The sequence below is a fragment of the Streptomyces sp. NPDC046335 genome, from assembly GCF_055587985.1.
In genome coordinates this window covers 620,127-641,331 of record NZ_JBVJFF010000005.1, presented here as the reverse complement: position 1 = coordinate 641,331, position 21,205 = coordinate 620,127, and the positions used below count along the sequence as shown (strand labels likewise).

19 protein-coding genes are annotated in these 21,205 nt (G+C 71.4%); 4 read left to right on the top strand and 15 right to left on the bottom strand.

Going from position 1 to position 21,205, the window contains the following annotated elements; all coding sequences use genetic code 11:
* Positions 1-117 precede the first annotated feature (117 nt).
* The 4 genes from ACZ6JY_RS15430 to ACZ6JY_RS15415 all read right to left on the bottom strand — a co-directional run bounded on the left by ACZ6JY_RS15430 (position 118) and on the right by ACZ6JY_RS15415 (position 3,781).
* Positions 118-789: a response regulator gene (locus tag ACZ6JY_RS15430; protein WP_469196112.1), complete on the bottom strand. Its 672-nt coding sequence runs from the start codon at positions 787-789 to the stop codon at positions 118-120.
* On the bottom strand, positions 786-1,973 hold the full coding sequence (locus ACZ6JY_RS15425) for a sensor histidine kinase (RefSeq protein WP_469196172.1): 1,188 nt from the start codon (positions 1,971-1,973) through the stop codon (positions 786-788). The genes ACZ6JY_RS15430 and ACZ6JY_RS15425 overlap by 4 nt, the downstream gene beginning before the upstream one ends.
* Positions 1,974-2,048: 75 nt before the next feature.
* Positions 2,049-2,849, bottom strand: a complete 801-nt coding sequence (locus tag ACZ6JY_RS15420) for an ABC transporter permease (protein ID WP_469196110.1) — start codon at positions 2,847-2,849, stop codon at positions 2,049-2,051.
* The gene (locus ACZ6JY_RS15415; RefSeq protein ID WP_469196108.1) at positions 2,846-3,781 is read right to left on the bottom strand and encodes an ATP-binding cassette domain-containing protein; all 936 of its coding nucleotides are present in this window, start codon (positions 3,779-3,781) and stop codon (positions 2,846-2,848) included. The genes ACZ6JY_RS15420 and ACZ6JY_RS15415 overlap by 4 nt, the downstream gene beginning before the upstream one ends.
* Positions 3,782-3,920: 139 nt before the next feature.
* On the opposite strand from ACZ6JY_RS15415, the gene ACZ6JY_RS15410 reads away from it, so the two are divergent.
* Complete coding sequence (locus tag ACZ6JY_RS15410) at positions 3,921-4,472, top strand: GNAT family N-acetyltransferase (protein WP_469196107.1); 552 nt, start codon at positions 3,921-3,923, stop codon at positions 4,470-4,472.
* Between the two features lie 13 nt (positions 4,473-4,485).
* Here the strand turns inward: ACZ6JY_RS15410 and ACZ6JY_RS15405 are convergent, their stop codons facing one another.
* Together ACZ6JY_RS15405 and ACZ6JY_RS15400 are read right to left on the bottom strand one after the other, a co-directional pair.
* Entirely contained in the window at positions 4,486-5,082 is a 597-nt protein-coding gene (locus ACZ6JY_RS15405) for an NADPH-dependent FMN reductase (protein ID WP_469196105.1), read from the bottom strand.
* A 94-nt stretch (positions 5,083-5,176) separates the two neighbouring features.
* Entirely contained in the window at positions 5,177-6,712 is a 1,536-nt protein-coding gene (locus ACZ6JY_RS15400; protein WP_469196103.1) for an MFS transporter, read from the bottom strand.
* A 108-nt stretch (positions 6,713-6,820) separates the two neighbouring features.
* Here ACZ6JY_RS15400 and ACZ6JY_RS15395 point away from each other — a divergent pair, with 108 nt between their 5' ends.
* A complete protein-coding gene (locus tag ACZ6JY_RS15395) occupies positions 6,821-7,513 on the top strand; it encodes a TetR/AcrR family transcriptional regulator (protein WP_469196101.1) in 693 nt (230 codons plus the stop codon).
* Here ACZ6JY_RS15395 and ACZ6JY_RS15390 read toward each other — a convergent pair.
* The 9 genes from ACZ6JY_RS15390 to ACZ6JY_RS15350 all read right to left on the bottom strand — a co-directional run bounded on the left by ACZ6JY_RS15390 (position 7,510) and on the right by ACZ6JY_RS15350 (position 19,001).
* Positions 7,510-9,069 (bottom strand): type VI secretion protein, encoded by a 1,560-nt coding sequence (locus tag ACZ6JY_RS15390; RefSeq protein WP_469196099.1) that lies wholly within the window; start codon positions 9,067-9,069, stop codon positions 7,510-7,512. The two genes, ACZ6JY_RS15395 and ACZ6JY_RS15390, sit on opposite strands and share 4 nt — an antisense overlap.
* A complete protein-coding gene (locus tag ACZ6JY_RS15385) occupies positions 9,059-10,447 on the bottom strand; it encodes an ATP-binding protein (protein ID WP_469196097.1) in 1,389 nt (462 codons plus the stop codon). The genes ACZ6JY_RS15390 and ACZ6JY_RS15385 overlap by 11 nt, the downstream gene beginning before the upstream one ends.
* 30 nt (positions 10,448-10,477) lie before the next feature.
* Positions 10,478-12,037 carry an SCO6880 family protein gene (locus tag ACZ6JY_RS15380; protein WP_469196095.1) on the bottom strand — a complete coding sequence of 520 codons (1,560 nt, stop codon included), beginning with the start codon at positions 12,035-12,037 and terminating at the stop codon, positions 10,478-10,480.
* Positions 12,034-13,374, bottom strand: a complete 1,341-nt coding sequence (locus ACZ6JY_RS15375) for a hypothetical protein (RefSeq protein WP_469196093.1) — start codon at positions 13,372-13,374, stop codon at positions 12,034-12,036. Before ACZ6JY_RS15375 ends, ACZ6JY_RS15380 begins: the two co-directional genes overlap by 4 nt.
* Entirely contained in the window at positions 13,364-14,188 is an 825-nt protein-coding gene (locus ACZ6JY_RS15370; protein WP_469196091.1) for a DUF8175 domain-containg protein, read from the bottom strand. The genes ACZ6JY_RS15375 and ACZ6JY_RS15370 overlap by 11 nt, the downstream gene beginning before the upstream one ends.
* Before the next feature lie 242 nt (positions 14,189-14,430).
* Complete coding sequence (locus tag ACZ6JY_RS15365; protein WP_447038792.1) at positions 14,431-14,739, bottom strand: hypothetical protein; 309 nt, start codon at positions 14,737-14,739, stop codon at positions 14,431-14,433.
* A 216-nt stretch (positions 14,740-14,955) separates the two neighbouring features.
* Complete coding sequence (locus ACZ6JY_RS15360; protein ID WP_469196089.1) at positions 14,956-16,461, bottom strand: tetratricopeptide repeat protein; 1,506 nt, start codon at positions 16,459-16,461, stop codon at positions 14,956-14,958.
* 1,046 nt (positions 16,462-17,507) lie between these two features.
* Positions 17,508-18,251 (bottom strand): DUF4232 domain-containing protein, encoded by a 744-nt coding sequence (locus ACZ6JY_RS15355; RefSeq protein WP_469196087.1) that lies wholly within the window; start codon positions 18,249-18,251, stop codon positions 17,508-17,510.
* A gap of 450 nt (positions 18,252-18,701) precedes the next feature.
* Positions 18,702-19,001, bottom strand: a complete 300-nt coding sequence (locus tag ACZ6JY_RS15350) for a DUF397 domain-containing protein (protein ID WP_469196085.1) — start codon at positions 18,999-19,001, stop codon at positions 18,702-18,704.
* Between the two features lie 216 nt (positions 19,002-19,217).
* Here ACZ6JY_RS15350 and ACZ6JY_RS15345 point away from each other — a divergent pair, with 216 nt between their 5' ends.
* A complete protein-coding gene (locus tag ACZ6JY_RS15345; RefSeq protein WP_469196083.1) occupies positions 19,218-20,231 on the top strand; it encodes a C40 family peptidase in 1,014 nt (337 codons plus the stop codon).
* Between the two features lie 249 nt (positions 20,232-20,480).
* Positions 20,481-21,191, top strand: coding sequence for a phosphatase PAP2 family protein (locus ACZ6JY_RS15340; RefSeq protein ID WP_469196081.1), 711 nt, complete (start codon positions 20,481-20,483; stop codon positions 21,189-21,191).
* The last annotated feature ends 14 nt before the right edge of the window (positions 21,192-21,205 follow it).

Genomic DNA, 21,205 nt, shown 5'->3' with positions numbered 1-21,205 from the left:
GTACTGCAGGGGGGACCCTGTGGGAGAGTAGGACGCCGCCGAACTAATTTTAAGGGAAACCCCCGCACCAATGGTGCGGGGGTTTTCTGCGTTCCGGGCCGGAAAGCCAGCGGCGGCCTATGACGGCCGTACAAGCTTCGTGTCGTACGCCAGGATCACCGCCTGCACACGGTCCCTCGCTCCCGTCTTCGCGAGAATGCGGCCCACGTGCGTCTTCACCGTGGATTCCGCGAGGTGCAGGCGTGACGAGATCTCCGCGTTCGTCCAGCCCTGGCCGATGACCGTCAGTATTTCGCGTTCGCGGTCCGTGAGGGAGGCCAGCCGGGGATGGTTCGCCGGGTCGGCGGGCAGGGCGCCGGCCACCGGCAGACGGGACGCGTACGTGTCGAGGAGGCGGCGGGTCAGGCTGGGGGCGACGACCGCGTTGCCCGAGGCGACGGTACGTATGCCGGAGAGGAGGTCCTCGGGCAGGGCGTCCTTGATGAGGAAGCCGGAGGCGCCCGCGCGCAGGCCTTCGTACGCGTACTCGTCGAGGTCGAACGTGGTGAGAATGAGGACGCGGGTGCGGTCGCCGGAGGCGACGATGCGGCGCGTGGCCTCGATGCCGTCGAGGCCGGGCATGCGGATGTCCATCAGGACCACGTCGGGATGGTGTTCGGCCGTCATGCGGACCGCCTCGCTGCCGTTGCCGGCCTCGCCCGCCACCGTCATGTCGTCCTGGCTCTCCAGGAGCATGCGGAAACCGAAGCGCTGCATGGGCTGGTCGTCGACGATGAGCACGGTCGTCACGGTGTCTCGCTGTCCTTCGGGAGATGGAGGTGGACCCGCCAGCCGCCTGCCGGTCGAGTCAGCGGCCCGGCCTCAAGTGTGCCGTCGTACAACGATGTTCGCTCGCGCATTCCCGTCAGCCCGCGGCCCCGGCCGTCGGCGGGAAGCGCGGGTCCGCCGCTGCCCGTGTCGGTGACCTCGACCGTGACGCCGTCATCGGCGTAGGAGATGTCGACGGTGGCGGTGGCGTCGGGCCCGCCGTGCTTGAGGGTGTTGGTCAGGGCTTCCTGGACGACGCGGTAGACGGTCAGCTGGCAGCCCGGGGGGACGGTGTCCGGCTGGCCGTGGACCGTGCTGCGGACCGGGAGGCCCGCGGCCCGTACGCCGTCGATGAGCCGGCCGAGGTCGGTGAGGGCGGGCTGCGGGGAACGCTCGGCCGCCGCGGGCTCGTCGTCGCGCAGGACGTCCAGGAGGCGCCGGAGCTCCGAGAGCGCCTGGCGGCTGGTGGAGCCGATGGCTTCGAGGGCCTGCGTGGCGCGCTCGGGGGACTTGGCGGCGGCGTACGAACCGCCGTCCGCGAGGCCCGTGATGACGGAGAGGTTGTGGCCGATGATGTCGTGCATCTCGCGGGCTATGCGGGTGCGCTCGGTGGCCGTGGCGAGCTGGGCCTGCTGGTCGCGCTCCACTTCGAGCCGGCGTGCGCGGTCGACGAGCGCCTGCGTGTAGTCCTGGCGGGAGCGCACGGCGATGCCGAGGAGCGCGACGAGGGCGTATGCCCATACGTTGGGGATGATCTGCTGGTCCCAACTGCCTTTGGGGTAGCGGATGGCGCCCACGATCAGCGGGGCCATCATCATGAGGCCCGCCCAGCCGAGCGTCTTCAGGGGCAGCCGCATCGCGATGCTGAAGAGGACGAGCATCTGGATCAGGGCGGCCTGGAGCATGGCGCCGCTCCAGCTGTTGACCAGGCCTGTCGCGACCATGAGCGTCAGCACGACCATGGGGTGGCGGCGGCGCCACAGCACGGGCAGTGACAGGCCGAGGCTCATCAGCTGGATGAGCGGGTCAGGCACGTCCGTGTTGGGAGCGTTGTTGCGCCAGCCGCCGTCCGCGTCGATGAGGGCGGCGCTCACGAAGAACGAGGTGACCAGCAGGTCCCAGACGAGCGGGCGGCGCCTGTCGAAGGCGCGCGCCCGCTGTGTCATGCGCTGGAGGATCTGAGTGAGGGGATGCGGCTCGGTCACGGCCTCATCCTCGTACAGGCGCGCCGTGGGTGGGGGTCATACGTCGCGCCGCTTGAGCAGTACGGACGCGCCCGCGATGATGGCGGCTGCCCAGAGGGCGAGGGTGAGCAGGGCCGTGCCGGGGGCGATGGTGTTCTCCACCCGGGCCACCGAGCCGAGCGATGCCGCCGCCTGGGCGGGGAAGTACCTGATGGCGGTCTCGACGGCGCTGAAGGGCAGCATCGAGAGGACCTCGGGCAGGATGAGGACGGCTCCGACGAACGCGCCGATGGCGCCGGGCACCGAGCGGAGCAGCGCGCCGAGGCCGAGCGCGATGAGGCTGAGCAGGGTGAGGGAGGCGGCGCTCGTCGTGAGTGCGCCGAGGACGCCGTCGTCGGCGAGGGAGAGCTCCTTGTCGCTGCCGGAGAGCCAGATCTGGGCGACGAGGAAGGTGACGATGTTGGTCACCAGGGACACCGTGAAGGCGATCGCCGTGAAGATGCCGGCCTTGGACCACAGGACGGGCAGCCGGGTCGGGACGGCGGTGAGCGAGGCGCGGATCATGCCGGTCGAGTACTCGCCCGCGGTGACGAGGATGCCGAGGACGGCCAGGCAGATCTGGGCGAGCTGGGTGCCGAACAGGATGAAGACGATGGTGTCGATCTCGGAGTCGTCGCCGTTGTACGTGGCCCCCATGGTGATGCCGACGGCGACGACCAGGGCGAACGCCGTGACGAGGGTGATCCAGGTGGAGCGGAGCGTCCACAGCTTGTGCCACTCCGAGCGCAGGATGCCCCTGGTGCTCAGGCGGTAGGCGGAGGAGGCGGGCGCGGTGGGGGCGGTGGTGAGGGTGCTCATGCCGCGGCTCCTTCCGGCTGGGGGACGCTCGTCGAGGCGATGTAGTCGACGGAGTCCCGGGTGAGGTCCATGAACGCCTGCTCCAGCGAGGCGCTGTGCGGGGTCAGTTCGAAGAGGGGGATGGCGTGGGCCGCGGCGGTGCGGCCGATGTGCTCGGCGTCGGTGCCGCGGACGTCGAGGACGCCGGGGGTCTCGCTGGTGATGTGCACGTCGGGGGCGGCGAGCAGCTCGGCGAGGCGGCCTGCCTCGGGGCTGACGACCTTGACGGCGCCGGTGCCCGACTCGCGCACGAACCGTTCGACGGTGGTGTCCGCGAGCAGCTTGCCCCGGCCGATGATGATCAGGTGGTCGGCGGTCAGCGCCATCTCGCTCATGAGGTGCGAGGAGACGAGGATCGTACGGCCCTCGGCGGCCAGGGACTTGAGGAGGTTGCGGATCCACAGGACGCCCTCGGGGTCGAGGCCGTTGACCGGCTCGTCGAGGATGACCGTGCCGGGGTCGCCGAGCAGGGCGGCGGCGATGCCCAGGCGCTGGCCCATGCCGAGGGAGAAGCCCTTGACGCGCCGGTGGGCCACCTCGCTGATGCCGGCGAGCGCGAGGACGGTCTCGACGCGGCTCCTGGGGATGGAGTGGGTGTGGGCGAGTGCCATGAGGTGGTGGAAGGCGGAGCGGCCCGGGTGGACCGAGCGTGCTTCGAGGAGGGCGCCCACCTCGTGCAGGGGTGCGGGATGGCTCGCGTACACGCGGTCGCCGATGGTGGCGCGCCCCCGGGTGGGGGCGTCGAGGCCGAGGAGCATCCGCATGGTGGTGGACTTCCCGGCGCCGTTGGGGCCGAGGAAGCCGGTGACGGTGCCCGGCAGGACCTCGAAGCCGAGGTCGTCGACGACGGTCTTGTCGCCGTAGCGTTTGGTCAGTCCGGTTGCCCTAATCATGTCTTCGATGCTGCCGTTCGCGGGGCCGCGGATCGTCGGACCGGGGGCGGGACGTGGCGGCCGGGCGTAGTACCGGGGTACGACGCGCGTCTAGGGGGGATCCCGGGCGGGGGCCCCGTCCAAAACCTAGGATCACGGCATGGAACACGACTACGTCATACGGGCCGTCCGTGCCGAGGAGTGGCCGCTGGTCAAGGAGTTGCGCCTGGCCGCGCTGCGGGACCCGGCGGCGCCGGTCGCCTTCCTGGAGACGTACGAGCAGGCCGTCGCGAAGCCCGACTCCCACTGGCGGGCGCGGGCGGCGGGCACCTCGCACGCCACCCGGGCCCGCCAGTTCGTGGCGGTGGCGCCGGACGGCGACTGGGCGGGGTCGGTCACCGTGCTCGTCGAGGAGCCGGGGGCGGAGGACGTCTTCGGCGGGGTGATCGAGCAGCGGCAGGCCCATCTCGTCGGGGTCTACGTGCGGCCCGGGCACCGCGGCAACGGGCCGGCGCGGGGCCTGTTCGACGCGGCGGTCGCGTGGGCGTGGTCTCTGGAGGGCGTCGAGCGGGTGCGGTTGTACGTCCATGAGCGCAATCCGCGGGCGATGGCCTTCTACCGGCGGTACGGCTTCGTACGGGGCGGAGGGGTCGCCCAGGTGCCGGGCGACCCCTCTTCTCAGGAGTACGAGATGGTGCTCAAGAAGCCCTGACCGGGCGGGGAGTTCAGCGGTACGGGTTCTCCGTGCGCGCCGTCCGCAGGGCGCTGCCCCACCAGGCCAGCTGGTCCAGCATCACCTTGGCGGCGCCGGCCGCGCCCTCCTCCTCGTGCGCCCGGCCGCCCTCGCCGAAGTGGTCCCAGGCGCCGTGGAAGCTGACCCCGTCGCGGACGGTGACGCAGTGCAGCTCGGCGAAGACCAGGCGGAGCTGCTCGACGGCGCGCAGACCGCCGCTCACGCCTCCGTAGGAGACGAAGCCGACGGCCTTGGCCACCCACTCCGTGCGGTGCAGGTCGATGAAGTGCTTCAGGGCGGCGGGGAAGCTGTGGTTGTACTCCGGGGTCACGACGACGTACGCGTCGGCGGCCTCCACCCGCTCGGCGAGCGCGGTCAGGGCCGGGGTGCGCTCAGTGCCCCAGTCCGGGTGGGCGGCGGGCAGTTCGAGGCCGGCCACGTCGATGACGTCGACGGTGAACCCGGAGTGCGACTCGGCGAGGGCCGTGAACCAGCCGCCGACGGTGGGGCCGAAGCGGCCCTCACGCGTGGAGCCGACTATCACGGCGAGGCGGAGGGGTTCGGCGGCGGCGTTCGGGGTGGTGGACATGGTGTGCTCCTTGAGTGGGTGTGCTGGTGAAGGTCTGGACAGGTCGGTGCGAAAGTCGTTGGGCGAGAACGTAGTTGGCCGGCGCGGAGGCCGATCAGTGAGTCTGCGCCGTCGTGCGTTTCGACAGGACGGCCGGGGTGCTCTTCGGGGCATCGGCCGTACGGGGCCGGGGCCGGAGCAGTGCGTGGACGAGGAGCGCGAGGGCGGCGCTGAGCCCCGCCACGGCCCAGAGGGTGATCCGCCAGGCCTCGGTGAACTGTTCGGCGTGGCCGCCCGTGCCGGCCGTGACGCGGCCCGCGAGCTCCGCCGAGCCGACCCGGGACTCCACGAGGGCGAGCAGCAGTGCCCCGAAGAGGGTGAGCATGACGGCGCCGGTGCCGCCCCGGACGGTGTTGAGGAGGCCGGATGCCATACCGACCTTCGAGGGCTCGACCATGCCGAGGGCCTGGGCGTCGATGATGCCGAGGGACAGGCCCTGGCCGATGCCGACGGTCAGCAGGGGCCCGGCGAGCGCGGCCGTCGAGATGCCGGGGTGCAGGGTGGTCAGCCAGGCGTTGCCCGCGGCGATCAGGAGCAGGGACAGGACGAGCAGGTGGCGGGCCGGAACGCCGCGGTTGACCAGGCGGGCGCCGAGCGGGGGCAGGGCGAGGACGGGCGCGGTCATCAGGAGCAGGGTCAGGCCCGCTTCGCGTGCCGTGGTGCCGCTGGTGCCCTGGAGGTAGGTGGGCAGGAAGACGAGGACGCCGGTGCTGCCCGCGCCGAGCCCGAAGGAGCCGAGGGACCAGCCGAGGAAGGCGGGGTCGCGGGCCAGGGAGAGGTCGAGGATGGGTCGGCCGCCGGCCGTGGCGAGGCGCTTCTCGACGCGTACGAAGGTGGTCAGCAGCGCCAGGCCCACGGCGAGCGGCAGAAGCGTGTGCCCCGATGCCCAGCCGGACTTGGAGCCCTGCGTGATGGCGAACAGGGTCAGGGACAGGCCGCCGATGAAGGTCGCGGCGCCCGCCTTGTCGACGCGCGGCGGGGTGTCGGCGCGGGATTCGGTGAGGAAGCGGGTGCCGCCGAGGATGAGGGCGCCGGCGGCGGCGAAGGCGAGGAACGTGGTGCGCCAGCCGAGACCGTCCACCATCCAGCCGGAGAAGGTGGGGCCGATGGCGAGGCCGACGCCCGCCGTGGTGCCGAGCGCGGCGAACACCCTGGTCCGCGAGGGCCCGGTGAAGGTGGCGGCGAGCAGGGAGCCGCCGCTCGCCATGACCCCCGCGGCGCCCACGCCCGAGAGGAGGCGGGCGGCGTCCAGGAGCAGGATGTGGTGGGCGAAGGCGGAGGCCAGGGTGGAGGCCGAGTAGAGGGTGGCGCCCGCGGCGAGTATCCGGCGGCGGCCGTGGATGTCGCCGAGCGAGCCGGCGACGAGCATGAAGGAGGAGGCGGCGAGGAAGTACCCGACGACCACCCACTGGAGGGCCGCGCCTGACGCGTCGAGGTCGGAGCCGATGCGGGGCAGGGCCACGGTGGTGCCGGACATCGCCATCGGCAGCGTGAGCATGCCGAGGAGAACGACGACGAGGGTCAGGGCGGGACGGGCCCCGCGGGTGGACTGCGGGGCCTGCGGGGCCTGCGGGGCGGTCTCGGTGGGCACGCGAGTAAAGTACAACGAGCGTTGTAGCAATTACAACGGTCATTGTAATTTTTCGTCGTGCTCTTTCTGATCGGGTCCTTCCGGTCAGATCTTTCTGGGAGAGGTGAGATGCCGGAGCGGGAAGAACAGTGCGAGGGCGAGCGGAAGCCCCTGCGCAAAGGGATGTTGGAGAAGCGCCGGGCCATTACGAGCGGCGCCCGCACCGTCTTCGGCCGCGAGGGCTACACGCGCGCGAGCATCGACGCCATCGCCGCCGAGGCCGGCGTGTCCACGCGCACCATCTACAACCACTTCGGCGGCAAGGAGGGCCTCTTCCGCGCCGTCCTGCTGGAGAGCGCGGAGTCGGTGACGGCGGCGACGGAGGCCCTCTTCGAGCGGCATCTGCGCAAGGTCCGCGACATCGAGGAGGACCTCCTCGACCTCGCTCGCGAGTGGGTCGGCCAGGGCGAGGCGCACCCCGGGCACTTCTCCGTCGTACGCCAGATCATCCCGGAGAGCGGGCGGCTGCCCGCGGACGTCCTGGAGGAGTGGCAGCGGCTCGGGCCCCGCGCGTCCCAGGAGGCCCTGGCGCGCCGGCTGCTGGACGTGGGGCGGCAGGGGAAGATCGCCGTCGACGAGTCGAACGCCCGCAGGGCCGCGCGCCACCTCGCCCTCTTCGTGGGCGGCGGCGTGACGGCCGAGTCGTACTTCGGCGCGCTGCCGCTGGAGCCCGCGGAGGTCGAGGAGATCATCCGCGACGGCGTGGGGATCTTCCTGCGGCTGTACGGGGTGGAGGGCGTGGGCCGGAAGGGGACGCCCTAGACCGGGAGTTCGCCGTCCGGCCAGCGGGCCCTGCCCTGTTCGCGGGAGCGGAGCAGGGCCAGGGTCGGCAGGCCCTGGTCGGCGCCGGTCAGGAGCAGCTCGGGGAGCTGGGGCAGCGGGGCCACCGCGGCGGCGTCGTCGAGGACCAGCGTCATTGGTGGGTCGAGCCGACCGGAGGATGACCGTTCGGCCATGCGCCGGCCGTGCTCGACCACGCTGGAGGCGAGTGCCGTGAGGAGGGGCATGGCACCCGGGCCCTGGCGGGACTTGGGATCCTCGATCGCCTCACCCACCACAAAAAGCGTGCCCCCTTCATGCACAAAGGAATCCAGGGTGAGCGCATCAGTTCGGTTTGGGGTGCACGATTCACGTACGTGGACGGTGAAGAGCGCGGAGAGGGCGCGGGCCGTCAACTCCTGCGCGATGTCCCGCCGTTCCGGATAGGCGGTGAGGGCCGCCTCCAGCTCGCCCGCGGCGCCCGACGCGGCCTTGGGGTGCGTACGCAGGATGCGTACCGCCTCCTGGACCTGGGTGCCCTGCGACCAGCGGTGCACGTTCTTGATCGGCTTGTCGCCCACCGCGGCGGCGTGCAGGAAGCTGCGGAGCAGCAGCTCCGCCGTGTCGGCCACGGCGGCGTCGAGCCGGGCGGAGGGCCTGATCGGGGCGAGCAGCGCGGCGGCGCGCCGGGCGGCCGTCGCCTTGTCCTCGCAGCCGGAGGCGGGCGACCAGTGCATGCGGGCCGGGGTGTCGCAGAGGTGCGAGGGGTCGTACAGGAGGACAGGGCCGAGCTTCGCCCGCGCGTCCTTCGTCTCCTCCCACAGGGTGGGGTCGGAGGTCAGCACCAGCGCCGCGCCCTCGGCGTCCCGCACGGCCTGCACGGCATGCGGCCGCCGGGCGTCGGGACCGCCGAGGACGAGGGGCGAGCGGGGGGCGGGAACGGCCACCGGCGGCGGTACGGGAGCGACTGCCGCCAGCGGGGCGGTCTCTACGGGGGTGTCTACGGGGACAGCCTCTACGGGGGAGGCCTCTACGGGGGCGGCGGCGGGAGCCGCGGAGGGGACGTCAGCCGCAGCGGGACCGGGAGCCGTAGCCGGGCCGGGAGTCGTTGGGGCCGACGGGGCCGCGGCACGCCGCGCCGCGGCCATGTCCAGCCGCAGGGCCCTGCGCACCGCACGCCACCGCGCGACCGTCCCCACCACGAACACGGTCAGGACGCACAGCACCATGAGCTGCCCGATGAACAGCCCCCAGAACAGCCCGTACCCGGAGAGCTGATCGGCGGGCGTCTCCGGCCAGGCTCCCGCGAGGTCCTGCGGGTGCCCCGCCAGGTGCCGTACCGCCAGCGGCGTATGCCCGAACGTCACGTTCTCCGGCCAGGCCCCGCGCGAGAATCGGCCCGCGAGGCCCGTGGCGGACCAGGCGAGCACGGTGGCGCCGAGGAGGAATCCGAGGACGCCGAGCAACAGCGCGTCGGGAACCCCCCGTTCACCCCGCCCGCCCCGGTCGGGGCCGCGCCCTTGGCCGGCGGATCTGTCCCGCTCCCACTCATCCCGCATGCTGCTCCATGTACGCCGCCCGCTGCTCCGCCTCCAGTTCGGCCGCCCGCAGGGCGTCGTCGGCGAGGCGGTCGGACGACGACTCGGTCATGGCCCGGTCGGTGAAGACCAGCGGCCGTTCCGTCTCCGTGATGAGGTGCTTGACCACCTGGACATTGCTGTTCACGTCCCAGACCGCGATGCCGGGGGTCAGGGACGGGATGATCTCCACCGCCCACCTGGGCAGCCCGAGCACCCGTCCCGTCGCCCTCGCCTCGTCGGCCTTCTGGGCGTAGATCGTCCTGGTGGAGGCCATCTTGAGGATCGCGGCCGCCTCCTTGGCCGCCGCCCCGTCGACGACGTCGCTCAGGTGGTGCACCACCGCCACGAACGACAGGCCCAGACGTCGCCCGAACTTCAGCAGGCGCTGGAAGAGCTGCGCGACGAAGGGCGAGTTGATGATGTGCCACGCCTCCTCGACCAGGAAGATGCGCTTGACGCGGTCGGGCCGGATCCAGGTGTGCTCCAGCCAGACGCCGACGATCGCCATGAGGATCGGCATGGCGATGGAGTTGCGGTCGATGTGCGAGAGGTCGAAGACGATCAGCGGCGCGTCCAGGTCGATCCCGACCGTCGTCGGCCCGTCGAACATGCCCCGCAGGTCACCGTCGACGAGGCGGTCCAGGACCAGCGCCACGTCGAGACCCCACGCCCGTACGTCGTCTATGGCCACGTTCATGGCCTCGGCCGACTCCGGCTCCGGATGGCGGAGCTGCTCGACGATGTCGGTCAGGACCGGCTGCCGCTCCACGATGGTCTCGTTCACGTACGCGTGTGCGACCTTGAGCGCGAAGCCCGAGCGCTCGTCCAGGCCGTGCCCCATCGCGACCTCGATGATCGTGCGGAGCAGCGCGAGCTGGCCGGTCGTGGTGATCGACGGGTCCAGGGGGTTCAGCCGGATGCCCATGTCCAGGGCGGCCGTCGGGTCGAGCCGGACGGGCGTTATCCCCAGCTCCTGGGCGATGAGGTTCCACTCGCCGACGCCGTCCTCGCCCTGCGCGTCGAGGACGACGACCTGCCGGTCCTTGAACCGGAGCTGCCGCAGTACGTACGTCTTCTCCAGCGCCGACTTGCCGTTGCCCGACTCGCCGAGCACCAGCCAGTGCGGGGCGGGCAGTTGCTGCCCGTAGAGCTGGAAGGGGTCGTAGATGTAGCCCTTGCCGGAGTACACCTCACGGCCGATGATCACGCCGGAGTCGCCGAGGCCCGGCGCGGCCGTCGGGAGGTAGACCGCCTGGGCCTGCCCCGTCGACGTACGCACCGGAAGCCTGGTCGTCTCGACCTTCCCGAAGAGGAAGGACGTGAAGGCGTCCGTGAGGACGGTCAGCGGATCCCGCATCGCAACAGCCTGCCTCTACGTCGATACCGTCTAGCGTCGGATGCCGGTCGCGAACGGCAGCGTGTTGACGAAGGCCCTGTGGTGCTCGCGGTCGCACCACTCCAGCTTCAGATACGACTTGCCGGCTGAGGCCCGGATGGTGCGCTTGTCGCGCGCGAGGGCCTCGGGGGAGCGGGACGAGACCGTGATGTAGCCGACCAGGTTGACGCCCGCGGCGCCACTCGCCAGGTCCTCGCCTCGCTGGTCGAGGCGGGAATGCGAGGCGATGTCGCGGGGGTCGACCGTGCGGTTCATCTTGGCCTGGCGGCTCGCCTCCGCCTCGTCGTTCGTCTTCTCGGTCAGCATCCGCTCGATGGCGACCTCGGTGGGTTCGAGGTCCATGGTCACCGCGACCGTGCGGATCACGTCCGGGGTGTGGACGAGCAGCGGGGCGAGGAAGTTGACGCCGACGGGCGTCATCGGCCACTCCTTCACCCAGGCCGTGGCGTGGCACCAGGGCGCGCGGGTGGAGGACTCGCGGGTCTTGGCCTGGAGGTACGTGGCCTCCATGGCGTCCAGCTCGGCGGGCCAGGCGTTGCGCTTCGTCATCGCCTGGATGTGGTCGATGGGGTGGTCCGGGTCGTACATGGAGTGCACGAGCGAGGAGAGACGTCCCTGCCCAAGCGGCTGCCGTACGCGGATGTCCGCCTCCTGGAGCCGAGAGCAGATGTCGGTGAGCTCGCGGGCCATGACGACGGCGAGACCGGAGTCCTTGTCGAGCTTCCTGCCGCCGTGCGGGCGGGCCGCGCGGGCCATCGCCTGGGCCTCGGCGGCCAGGTCGCGGGAGTAGTGCATGCAGGCCACGAGGTAGGCGCGGTGCTGCTCGCTGCTGGTCGACACCATCGACTGGAGCTGGTCGTAGGACTCTTGGAGCCACGGCAGCGCCCGGTCGTCGCCGCGTACCGTGACGTCCTTGGCATGGGCGTCGGGGTCGGCGGGGAGGGTGCGGGCGAGCATCTGGAGCCGGGTCACGAAGCCGTCGCCGTTCGCGACGTGCTTGAGGAGCGTCCCGAACCGGTCGACCAGCGCCTCCTGGTCCTCGGAGTCGCGCAGGCCGACGCCGGGGCCCTCGATCTCGATGGCGGCGGTGACGGTCCGCCGGTCGGCGTGGAGCAGCACGGCGATCTCGTCGGGGCCGAAGGGCGCGGCCAGCCAGCTGATGCGGCCGATGCCGGGCGGCGGGCCCACCTCGACCTCGCGGCCGTCGAGGGCGATGCCGGCCTCGGCGGCGCCGGAGCGGTAGGCGGTGCCGCGCTTCAGGGAGCGCTTGTAGCTGCGGTTGATCTCGAACCACTTGTAGAAGGTGCGGCCCTTGTACGGGACGTACACCGCCGCGATGGCGATCATCGGGAGGCCGGTGAGCAGCACGATGCGCAGGGAGAGGACGGGGACGAGGAGCCCGCACATCATGCCGAGGAACGCCCCCACGATGATCAGGGCGATCTCCCCTGTCTCGCGGTTCTTGCCGACGATCGCGTTCGGCCGCGCGCGGCCGATCAGATATGTGCGGCGGGGCGCGACCGGATGGGACACGTGGGACTGGGTCGTCAACGCCCTTCACCTCCCGTGCGGTTGGAGCTGCTGTTGCCTGAACCGCCGCGGCTGCCCGCGTGCGGCGTGTCCGTCGCGCTCTTGCGCGGCGGGGGTGCGGCGGAGGGGACCGATCCGCCGCCGCCGGAGGAACCGCCGGCGGAGCGGCCGCTGTGCGCGGCGACACCGCCGCTGACGGGGTTGGCGGGCCGTGCCTGGCTGTTGCCGCCGCCGCCGTCGCCGTTGCCCCGGGAGCTGTGGGTCTTGATGCCCTGGGAGACGAGGGACGCGGGGGAGCTGATGACGGCGGCGGCCTTGTTCTCGGCGCCGCGCATGATGCGGTTGTTGCGCGACCCTGCGATGTCGTCGCCGAAGCCGGGCACGAACCGGTAGATCATCGCGCTGGCGAAGATGGCGAGCAGGATGATCGAGAGTCCGGAGACGACCGCCGAGAAGGAGTCGGGCCCGTCGTCGGCGGAGAGCGCTCCCGCCAGGCCCAGCACGATCACGATGATCGGTTTGACCAGAATGACCGCGATCATGATGCCCGCCCAGCGGCGGACGTGCGACCACAGGTTCTTGTCGACGAGGCCCGCGTAGACGACCGTGCCGAGGAGCGCGCCCACGTACAGCAGCGCCGCTCTGATCACGAGCTCCAGCCAGAGGACGCCGGCGGCGAGGATCGACACGAGCGAGACGACGATCAGCATGATCGGGCCGCCGCCGATGCCGTCGCCCTTCTTCAGGGCCTCGGAGAACGTGCCGAAGAACTGGTCCGTCTGACCGCCCGTCGCCTTCGCGATGACGTCCGACACTCCGTCGGCCGCGGACACGACCGTGTAGAGGATCAGCGGCGTGAACGCGGAGGCGAGGACCGTGAGCCACAGGAAGCCGATGGCCTCGGAGATCGCGGTGGTCAGCGGCACGCCTCGCACGGCCCTCTTCGCCACGGCGAGCAGCCAGAGGAGGAGGGTGAGGATGGTGGACGCCGCGAAGACGACGGCGTACTGCTGGAGGAACTTGTCGTTCGTGAAGTCGACGCTGGCGGTCTCCTTCACGGCGTCGGAGAGCTTGTCGACGGTCCAGGAGGCGGCTTCGGCGCAGCCCTTGGCGAGGGAGCTCAGCGGGTCGGCGCCGTCGGTGATGGGGGGGTCGGTGGGGTAGTCACTGCCGCCGCCGCTGTCGCTGCCGCTTTGTTGGCCTTTTTCGCAGTACTTTTTGGCGGGGCCATGGATCAGGTCACACGCGTCGTCCTTCGGGTCCGGCGCGGCGAAGGCATGCGTCGCGAACAGGACCGCAGCGGTCTGTACGGCCGCGACGGCGACGCCGAGTCGGAGTACGTGGCGGCTACCGGGCATAAGTGAACCCTCCGTACCCTTCGACTGCCTTCGAGATCTCGTCGGACCCGGACGCACGGTCATCGCCCGGGACAGGGGCGGGACCTTCCTTCTGGGTATGGGTGACGGCCTTCCAGTCACCGTCGATCCACGCCAGCTCCATGGTGATGGTGAACCAGCTGCTGGTGACCGGCTTGGTCGACTTCTCGCCCGACAGGCCGAGCAGGCCGCTGCACCAGACTTCGACGGTCGCCTTCCCCTTCGAGAAGTCGGTCACCTTGGTGCCGATGGGGGTGGTGCGGGAGACGAACTGGTAGCCGCTGGGCGTCGAGCCGTCTTTGTTCAGGCCCACCTTCTCGAAGAACGCGGGACTGTACGCCTTGTCGAGGTCGGTCCGGAACTCGGGCACGCTGGACGGAGCCATGACGGCTTCAAGGATGGTGTCCCGCTTGCCCTTGTCGAACATTTCGGCGGAGCCGAGGGGGCCGGCGAAGTTCGCCGCCGCGCTCTGCGCGCCCTGCTCGGTATCCGCGAACCCCGAGGGAATCCCCCCGTTCTTGCCCTCGACAGGCTTCTCCCCCGTAGGGGCCGTCGACGTCGCCTGCGGCTTCTTCTCGTCGCTGCCGCCGCCCTCGGAACCCCCGTCGCCGCGGTTGGCAAAGGCGATCGCCGCGATCAGCAGGACCACGACGCCGACCACCGTCACCAGGCTCCGCGAGGACGACCGCCCCGAACGGGAGGTTCTGCGGGTGTCGCCCTCCCCCTCGGGGAGTCTCGTCCTGGTCTCTCCCGAGCCGCCGAAGGGGCCGCTGTTCCGCTCGTCGTCGAGACTCATGCCGCGTACGCCCCCTCGACCTTTCGCGTGACCGTCACCAAGGACACGTATGACGGTAGCCGTGCTGGTTCCCGCGCGGGCGCGGTGTGGTGACTCGACATCAGGGAGCAGCAACCTCTGCCGGTGGGCACGACGGACGGATGAAGGAGGAGGGGACGTGGGGGAGGAGGGGGAGGAGGGGGGAGACGGGGAGCAGGGGGACGTGGGGAGTGTGGAGGAGTGAGTGGGAGGGATGGGGGCCGTTAGACCGCCATGCCGTACACGATCGTGAACAGCGTGCCCAGCGATCCGATGATGAAGACACCGGTCAGGCCCGCGATGATCAGACCCTTGCCCTGTTCCGCGCTGAAGGTGTCGCGCAGCGCCGTCGCACCGATGCGCTGCTTCGCCGCGCCCCAGATGGCAATGCCGAGACAGAGGAGGATGGCGATCGCCATCACGACCTCGATCATCACGCGTGCTTCGTTGCCCAGGTTCCCGAAGGGACCCCAGTCGGGGGCGATCCCGCCGATGATGGTGGTGATGTCGCCCTTTTCGGCTGCCATAAGCATGTATAACTCACCGCCCCTAGTGGGTTGTTCTGGCACCTCTGCCTACCTCGACGCAGAGGACAGTTCATTCTCGCCGACAATCAGGCCTGCGTGTGCCGCCTTGGCGTCATTCCTTGGCTGACTTCGTACGTTTCCTCGCGCGCGAGGTCTGGTCACTCTGTGTATCACGCGGTAGGACGCCGGGCAATGACGGCCCGGCGCGCCTCTGACCAGGAGTTAAGTGAGCCCGAGCCCGGCCGCCCCACGGGTCACGAAGGAGCAGTCGGTGTAGCGGTAGGCCGTGCTGAGCGTCGCGCCGTCGGCTCGATTGCGTACGGTCGACCGCTTGTAGAGGAAGTGGTAGTCGCCCGCGGGTAGCCGCAAGGTGGTCTTCGGGTACTTCGAGACGCCCGCCCGGCATGCCTTGTCGCCCGCTGTCTTGGTGGGGTATATCCCGCAGGACGCGCAGGCCTTGAGCTTGACGGTGCCGGTGGTGGGGCCGGTGTAGAGCACCTCCAGCTCGCCGGGGCCGAGGTTGGCGACGACCAGGTCGACCTTGCCGCCGCCTCCGGGGCGGGACGGGGGCAGGCGGCGGCCGGCGCTCGGGCGTTCGGCCGCGATCTCGGCGGCTACGGCGATGTCCTTGGCGCGGTCGTGCCTCTTGTTGGCCGGGTAGTCCTTGGCGAAGCCGTTCAGGGTCGCGGCGGCCTCGGTGTAGCGGCCGTCTTCGAACTCGTCGACACCGCAGGCGTAGACGCCGCTCTCCACGACGCGGTCGGCGGCTCCGCGCAGGGCCTCGCCGTCGACCTTCCCGGCGGGCAGGGCGTCCGCGGTGGTGCGGATGGCGCGCACTTCGCCGACGGCGGTGCAGGGGGCGGAGCCCTTGAGTGCGCTCTCGCGGCTCGTGACGGCCGCGCGGAGGGCGGGTTCGACCTTTCCGGCCTGGCCGGAGTCGGGGAAGGTGCGGAGCAGCGTGCCGAGGGTGCCGGCGCCCGCGGTGCGGCCTAGGCCCGCGATGCCGCACTCGTAGAGCGAGGTGGCGAGGCGGTCGTCGGGCCAGGTGGCGAGGGAGCCGAGGCGGTCCTTGGCGAAGGTGTCGGGGACGGTGCGCAGGTGCTGGAGCGGGGTGACGGCGTCGCAGTACTGCTTGGCGGCGTACGGGGCGGCGACGGACTTGTAGTAGGCGTCGAGGCTTTGGGGCAGGCGGTCGGCGGCCTTGGAGTCCGGGTGGTCGTCGGCGAGGCCGCGGTAGATGCGGAGCGCCTTCTCGTACCGAGCTTTGGCCGTGCCGCCGTCGAAGGCCGCTCCCTTGAGGCCCGTGACGATGCGGTCGGCGGTGTGGAGGCGGTCGAGGAGCATCCGCTCGACGGCCTCGTCCCGCGCGTTCTCGTAGGCGTAGGCGCCTCCGGCCGGTACGGCGAGCAGCGCGACGGCCAAGGCCACGGCGAGCGGTGCCCGCAGCGGCCAGGGGCGGCGGTCGCGGGCCGCGCGGTACGCGCCGTGGGCGGCGGCAAGGAGGAGCAGGGCGCCGTAGCCGATGAGCAGGCCGCCGGGTACGCCGTCGACGTCTGCCGGCAGCGCGACGACCAGCAGGGCGATGGTGGCCGCCCAGCACACTGCGGCGAGCAGCCACCGCCGGACGAGCAGATAACCGAGCCCGAGGCCCGTCAGGTTGAGCAGGGCAACGGTGAGCGGACGGAGAGGCCCGAGCCTGGGCCCGGCGTCGGGCGAGCGGGTGGGCATCGGGGGGAGGGGCGGCGGGCTGGCGACGGCGTAGGGGTTGGTGGGCGAAGGCGGGGGTGGGGGCGGAGGCGGAGGCTGCGGTCCGGGCAGTGGCTGGGACTGCGGCAGGGCTTGGGGCTGCGGCGGACCCTGGGGCGGGTACGGGGCCGGATACTGGGGCGGTGGACCGAAGCGGCCCGGCTGGGCGCCCTCGGGGCCGGTGGCGTACCCGCCTCCGGGGCTGCGCCCGGCGGGACTTCCGTCTCCGGGGCTGCTTCCGGTGGGGCTTCCGTTTCCGGGGCGGTCGCCTCCGGTGGGGCTTCCGTCTCTGGGGCCGCCTCTGGTGGGGCTTTCGTCTCTGGGGCTGTGGCCGGTGGCGTCCTCGCCTCGTCCGGTGGCGCCTCCGGTTCCGGGGCCACGTCCAGCGGCGTCCTCGCCTCCGGCGGTGAGTCCGATGGCATCTCTGCCTCGGGCGCTGCGTCCGGTGGCGTCGTCGCCTTCGGGTTCGCGTCCAGCGGCGTATCCGCCCCCGGGGCCGCGTCCAGCGGCATCCTCGCCTGCGGCGGTGTGACGTGCGGGGACCCCGTCTTCGGCGCTGCCTCCGGTGATGTTCTCGCCCCGGGTGCCGCGGCCGGCGGCGTCACCGCTTCCGGGGTCGAGGCCAGCGGCGTTCCCGCCTGCGGGGCTGCGTCCAGCGGCGTCCCCGTCCCCGGCGCTGGGCCCGGTGGCATCCCCGCCCTCAGGGCCGCGTCCGGTGGCGTCCGCGTTGCCAGGGACGCGTCCGGTGGTGTCTCCGCCTCCAGCGTTGCGTTCAGCCGCAGCCTCGCCGCCGGCGCTGTGGCCGGTGGTGTTTTTGCGTGGCTCTTCCATGGTCGGCTCCCCCCAGCCATGCGTCTGCGGTGTGCCGCTTCGGGTGGCGGCGGTCGCATAGCGCGCAATTCCCCTACGATCGGGGCTGCTTGCGGGGCGCGTCAATCAGGCGCGGGACGGTACGGAGCCCCCTGTGGCCGGTGGGTTTCCCTGGGCGCAGGGGGCGCTTCCGTTTCTCGGCCGGCGAGGGGAGTCGCTCAGCCGGCGGGGGAGTCGCTGACCTTGCCGACCGGGGCGATCGAGAGCTTCGGGCCGGCCGAGGCGTCCTCGCCGCCCACCGGGAGGGTGCCCGCGGGCCAGGCGACGGTGACGGTCTTCGTCTCGTTCGGCGGGGTCACCAGGAGCTTGGCGATGCGGATGCCGGAGCCGCCGCTGTTGTTGACCGGGAACGTGATGTTGAAGGCCGCGGTCTCGCCGTCCTTCAGGATCTCGCGGCGCGGCTGCTCGCCGTTGCGGTCCACGGACAGCGTGTCGCCCGCGGAGGTCTGAAGGTCGACGCCCGCGTAGCCGTTGATGGCGCAGTCCCGGCCGCCGCCGTTCGTGAACGCGACGGTGACGACGCCCTCCTCCTTGCCCGTGGTGTTGTCGGCGGCCGTGACCTCCAGCTCGTCGCTGCGGCAGATGCCGACCTTGCCGTTCTCGTTCGACCCGGTGCCCGCGACGCTGCCCTCGGCGCTGCCGCCGGTGCCCGAGCCCGAGCCGGAGCCCGAGCCGCTGTCCGAGGAACCCGAGCCCTTGTCCGAGGAGCTGGAGCCAGAGTCGGAGCCGCCGCCGCTCTGCCCGGAGTCCGCAGGAACGCTCACCGAGGGCTCGGGCCGGGCACCCGCCTTGTCCGAACCGTCGTCACCGTTGTTGCAGGCGGTGAGCGAGAGCGCCCCGAGGAGCGCGAGGCCGGTGAGCAGGGTCTTCGAGGCGGTCTTCGAGGCGTGCTTGAGCTTCATGTCGGGTCCCCCGTGAGGTGTGTCGGTGTGTCGGTTGCGTGGCCGTCGTCCGTGGCCTGGCAACAGATAAGCCCGCGGCGGTCGGCACGGGCAAGGATCGCCGTGGGATCAGGGACGCTGGAATGCTGGAACGCCTCTGACCTGCGGAAACAGTCCTTCCCTGGAATGCCGCCGTGGGACGCGGACGGCGCCGCCGCGCTGCCGGGTCTCTCGGAACCCACGGGCTCGGACGGGGGATCGGACGGCCGCTCGCCCCTCGGTGACACCGGCACCGGAGACAGCGGCTCCGACACCGGCGCCGGCTCACGAGAACCCCGCCCGCACCGGCGGCACCACCGGCCCCCACGTCCGCCAGAAGCGGCAATCCAGCGCTTCACCACCTGCGAGCGCTACAGCATCGACCCGGGACGATCCGTGATCTCTCCTCGTCGGGCCCGGCCGACGGGTTCGTCAGCTGAGGCGCGGCTCCCCGGGGTCGGCCACGCCCTCCACGAAGTGGTCGAACTCGCCCGCCTGCACGCCCAGTACGAAGGCGTCCCATTTCTTGCGCGTGGTGGTGACGACGTTCTCCGGGTCGCTGGTCTCCCGGAGGTGGACGGCGTCGTCCTCGCCGAAGGCGATCTCGATCCACGGGCCGGGGCCGTCCTCGCCCTCGGGGGCGGCGCGGATCCAGTCGAGGCCGGCGGGAATCTCGGGGCGTGGCGTTGCCTCGCCGGGGACGTCGGGCATGGGCTCTCCCTGTTCGGGCATGGGCTCTCCCTGTATCGCGGTGCGGTAATTGTCGGTGAACGCCGGCCGGGCGTCCCCCGCGGTGCGGATCGGCGCGGCGAAGGACGGCGGCGTGGTGTCGAGTATCGCGTTCGCGCCGGTGGCGCCCCCTGGATCTGTGAATGATCACCGCCACTTCCGCTCGCGCCCTCTACACTGAGCGGCGGCGTACTCCCGGTCGGCGAGGGGTGGTTGACGGTGCGTAAGGCCTGGCTGATCGCCTCCGTCGGGTTCGGTGGTGCCCTCGGCTTCATCGCGCTGCTCGTCTTCGGGACGTACATGGCCGCGGGGAGCATGGCGAGCGGCGCGGGCGGCGGCGCTTCCGTCGGGCTCGCCAAGGGCGCCGTACCCGCGACCTACCAGCCCCTCGTCCAGAAGTGGGGCAACCTCTGCAAGGCCATCAACCCCGCGCTGCTCGCCGCCCAGCTCTATCAGGAGAGCGGGTTCAACCCGCGGGCCAAGAGCCCGGCCAAGGCGCAGGGGATAGCGCAGTTCATCCCGGGGACCTGGGCCGCGCACGGCCTCGACGGCGACGGTGACGGCGACCGCGACGTCTGGGACCCCGAGGACGCCATCCCGTCCGCGGCCAGTTACGACTGCAAGCTCGCGGGCTACGTGAAGGACGCCCCTGGCGACCCCACGAAGAACATGCTGGCCGCGTACAACGCGGGGGCGTACGCCGTCCTCAAGTACGGCGGCGTCCCGCCGTACCGCGAGACGCAGAACTACGTGCGGATCATCACGGACCTCTCCAAGAGCTTCGCGAAGCCCGTGGGGCGCGTGCAGCCGTCGCAGCAGGCGGCCGCCGCCATCTACTACGCGCAGAAGAAGCTCGGCACCCCCTACCTGTGGGGCGGCAACGGCACGCCCGAGCAGGACGGCCGCTTCGACTGCTCCGGCCTCACCCTCGCGGCCTACCGCTCGGTGGACATCACGCTGCCGCGCGTCGCCAACGACCAGTACAACGCCGGACCGCACCCCAAGCGCGAAGAACTGCTCCCGGGCGACCTCGTCTTCTTCTCCGACGACCTCACCAACTCCCGCGCGATCCGGCACGTCGGGATCTACGTGGGCGGCGGCTACATGATCAACGCCCCGCGCGCGGGTGCCGTGATCCGGTTCGACCCGATCGACACCCCGGATTATTTCGGCGCGACCCGAGTCACCGAAGATGGCGCGAAAGCAGCCCCCGTGAAGCCGACGGAGGTCTGAAAAAAGGGGCCTGCGGAATGTGCGCCGGGGCGTGCGCTCCGGGTGACATGGCTTGAACCCTCCGTAAAAACACTCCCCTGAGCTGCGGCGATGTATCTCTCTTCGGTAACGTCTGGGTGATCTTTCGGTGGAGAGTGGAACGTAGGGGTGGGGACTGCACGTTCCCTTGACTGGACCGACCACGGGGGCTGATGGAAAGGGGTGCGCGGACGGCGCGCCCACGGGCTAAAGACAAGGGGCCGCAGCGCCATGGCTGGACTCGATGAATCCGGGTCGAACCCCGACGTCAGCCTGCTCTACGACATCAACGGCCTGACGCGGGAGACCCCCCACTGGCTCGATCGCGCCCTCGCGTTCGTCGGGGAGTACGGACTGCTGATCGCCCTCGTGCTGCTCGTGGTGTGGTGCTGGTGGGGCCAGCGGAAGCGGGGCACGCTCGACGAGGCCGCCTCCTCGGTCGCCGCCGTCGTCTGGGCGCCGCTCGCCGCCGGTATCGCCGTACTCGTCAACGTCCCCATCCGCGGCTTCGTGGAGAGACCGCGTCCTGCCAAGGACCACAGCGGGCTCGACGTGCTGGTCGACGGAAAGAACGACTTCTCCTTCGTCAGCGACCACGCGACGCTGGCCATGGCCATGGGTGCCGCGCTCTTCGTCGCCAACCGCAGGTTCGGGTTCGCCGGCCTCGCGCTCGCCGCGTTCGAGGGCTTCTGCCGGGTCTTCATGGGCGTGCACTACCCCACGGACGTCATCGGCGGCTTCGCGCTCGGCACCGCCGTCGCCCTGCTGCTCTCCCCGCTCGCGATGGCCCTGCTCACCCCGCTCGCCAAGGCCGTCGGGCGGTCGGGGAGCCTCGGCTGGCTGGTGCGCGACCGCCGGATCGGTCCCGTGCCCGCGCCGCTCGGCGGCACGGCCTCGTCCTCGCAGGCGGCGGACCCGGACGAGCGGGACCTCGCCGCCTGACCCGGCGGGACCTC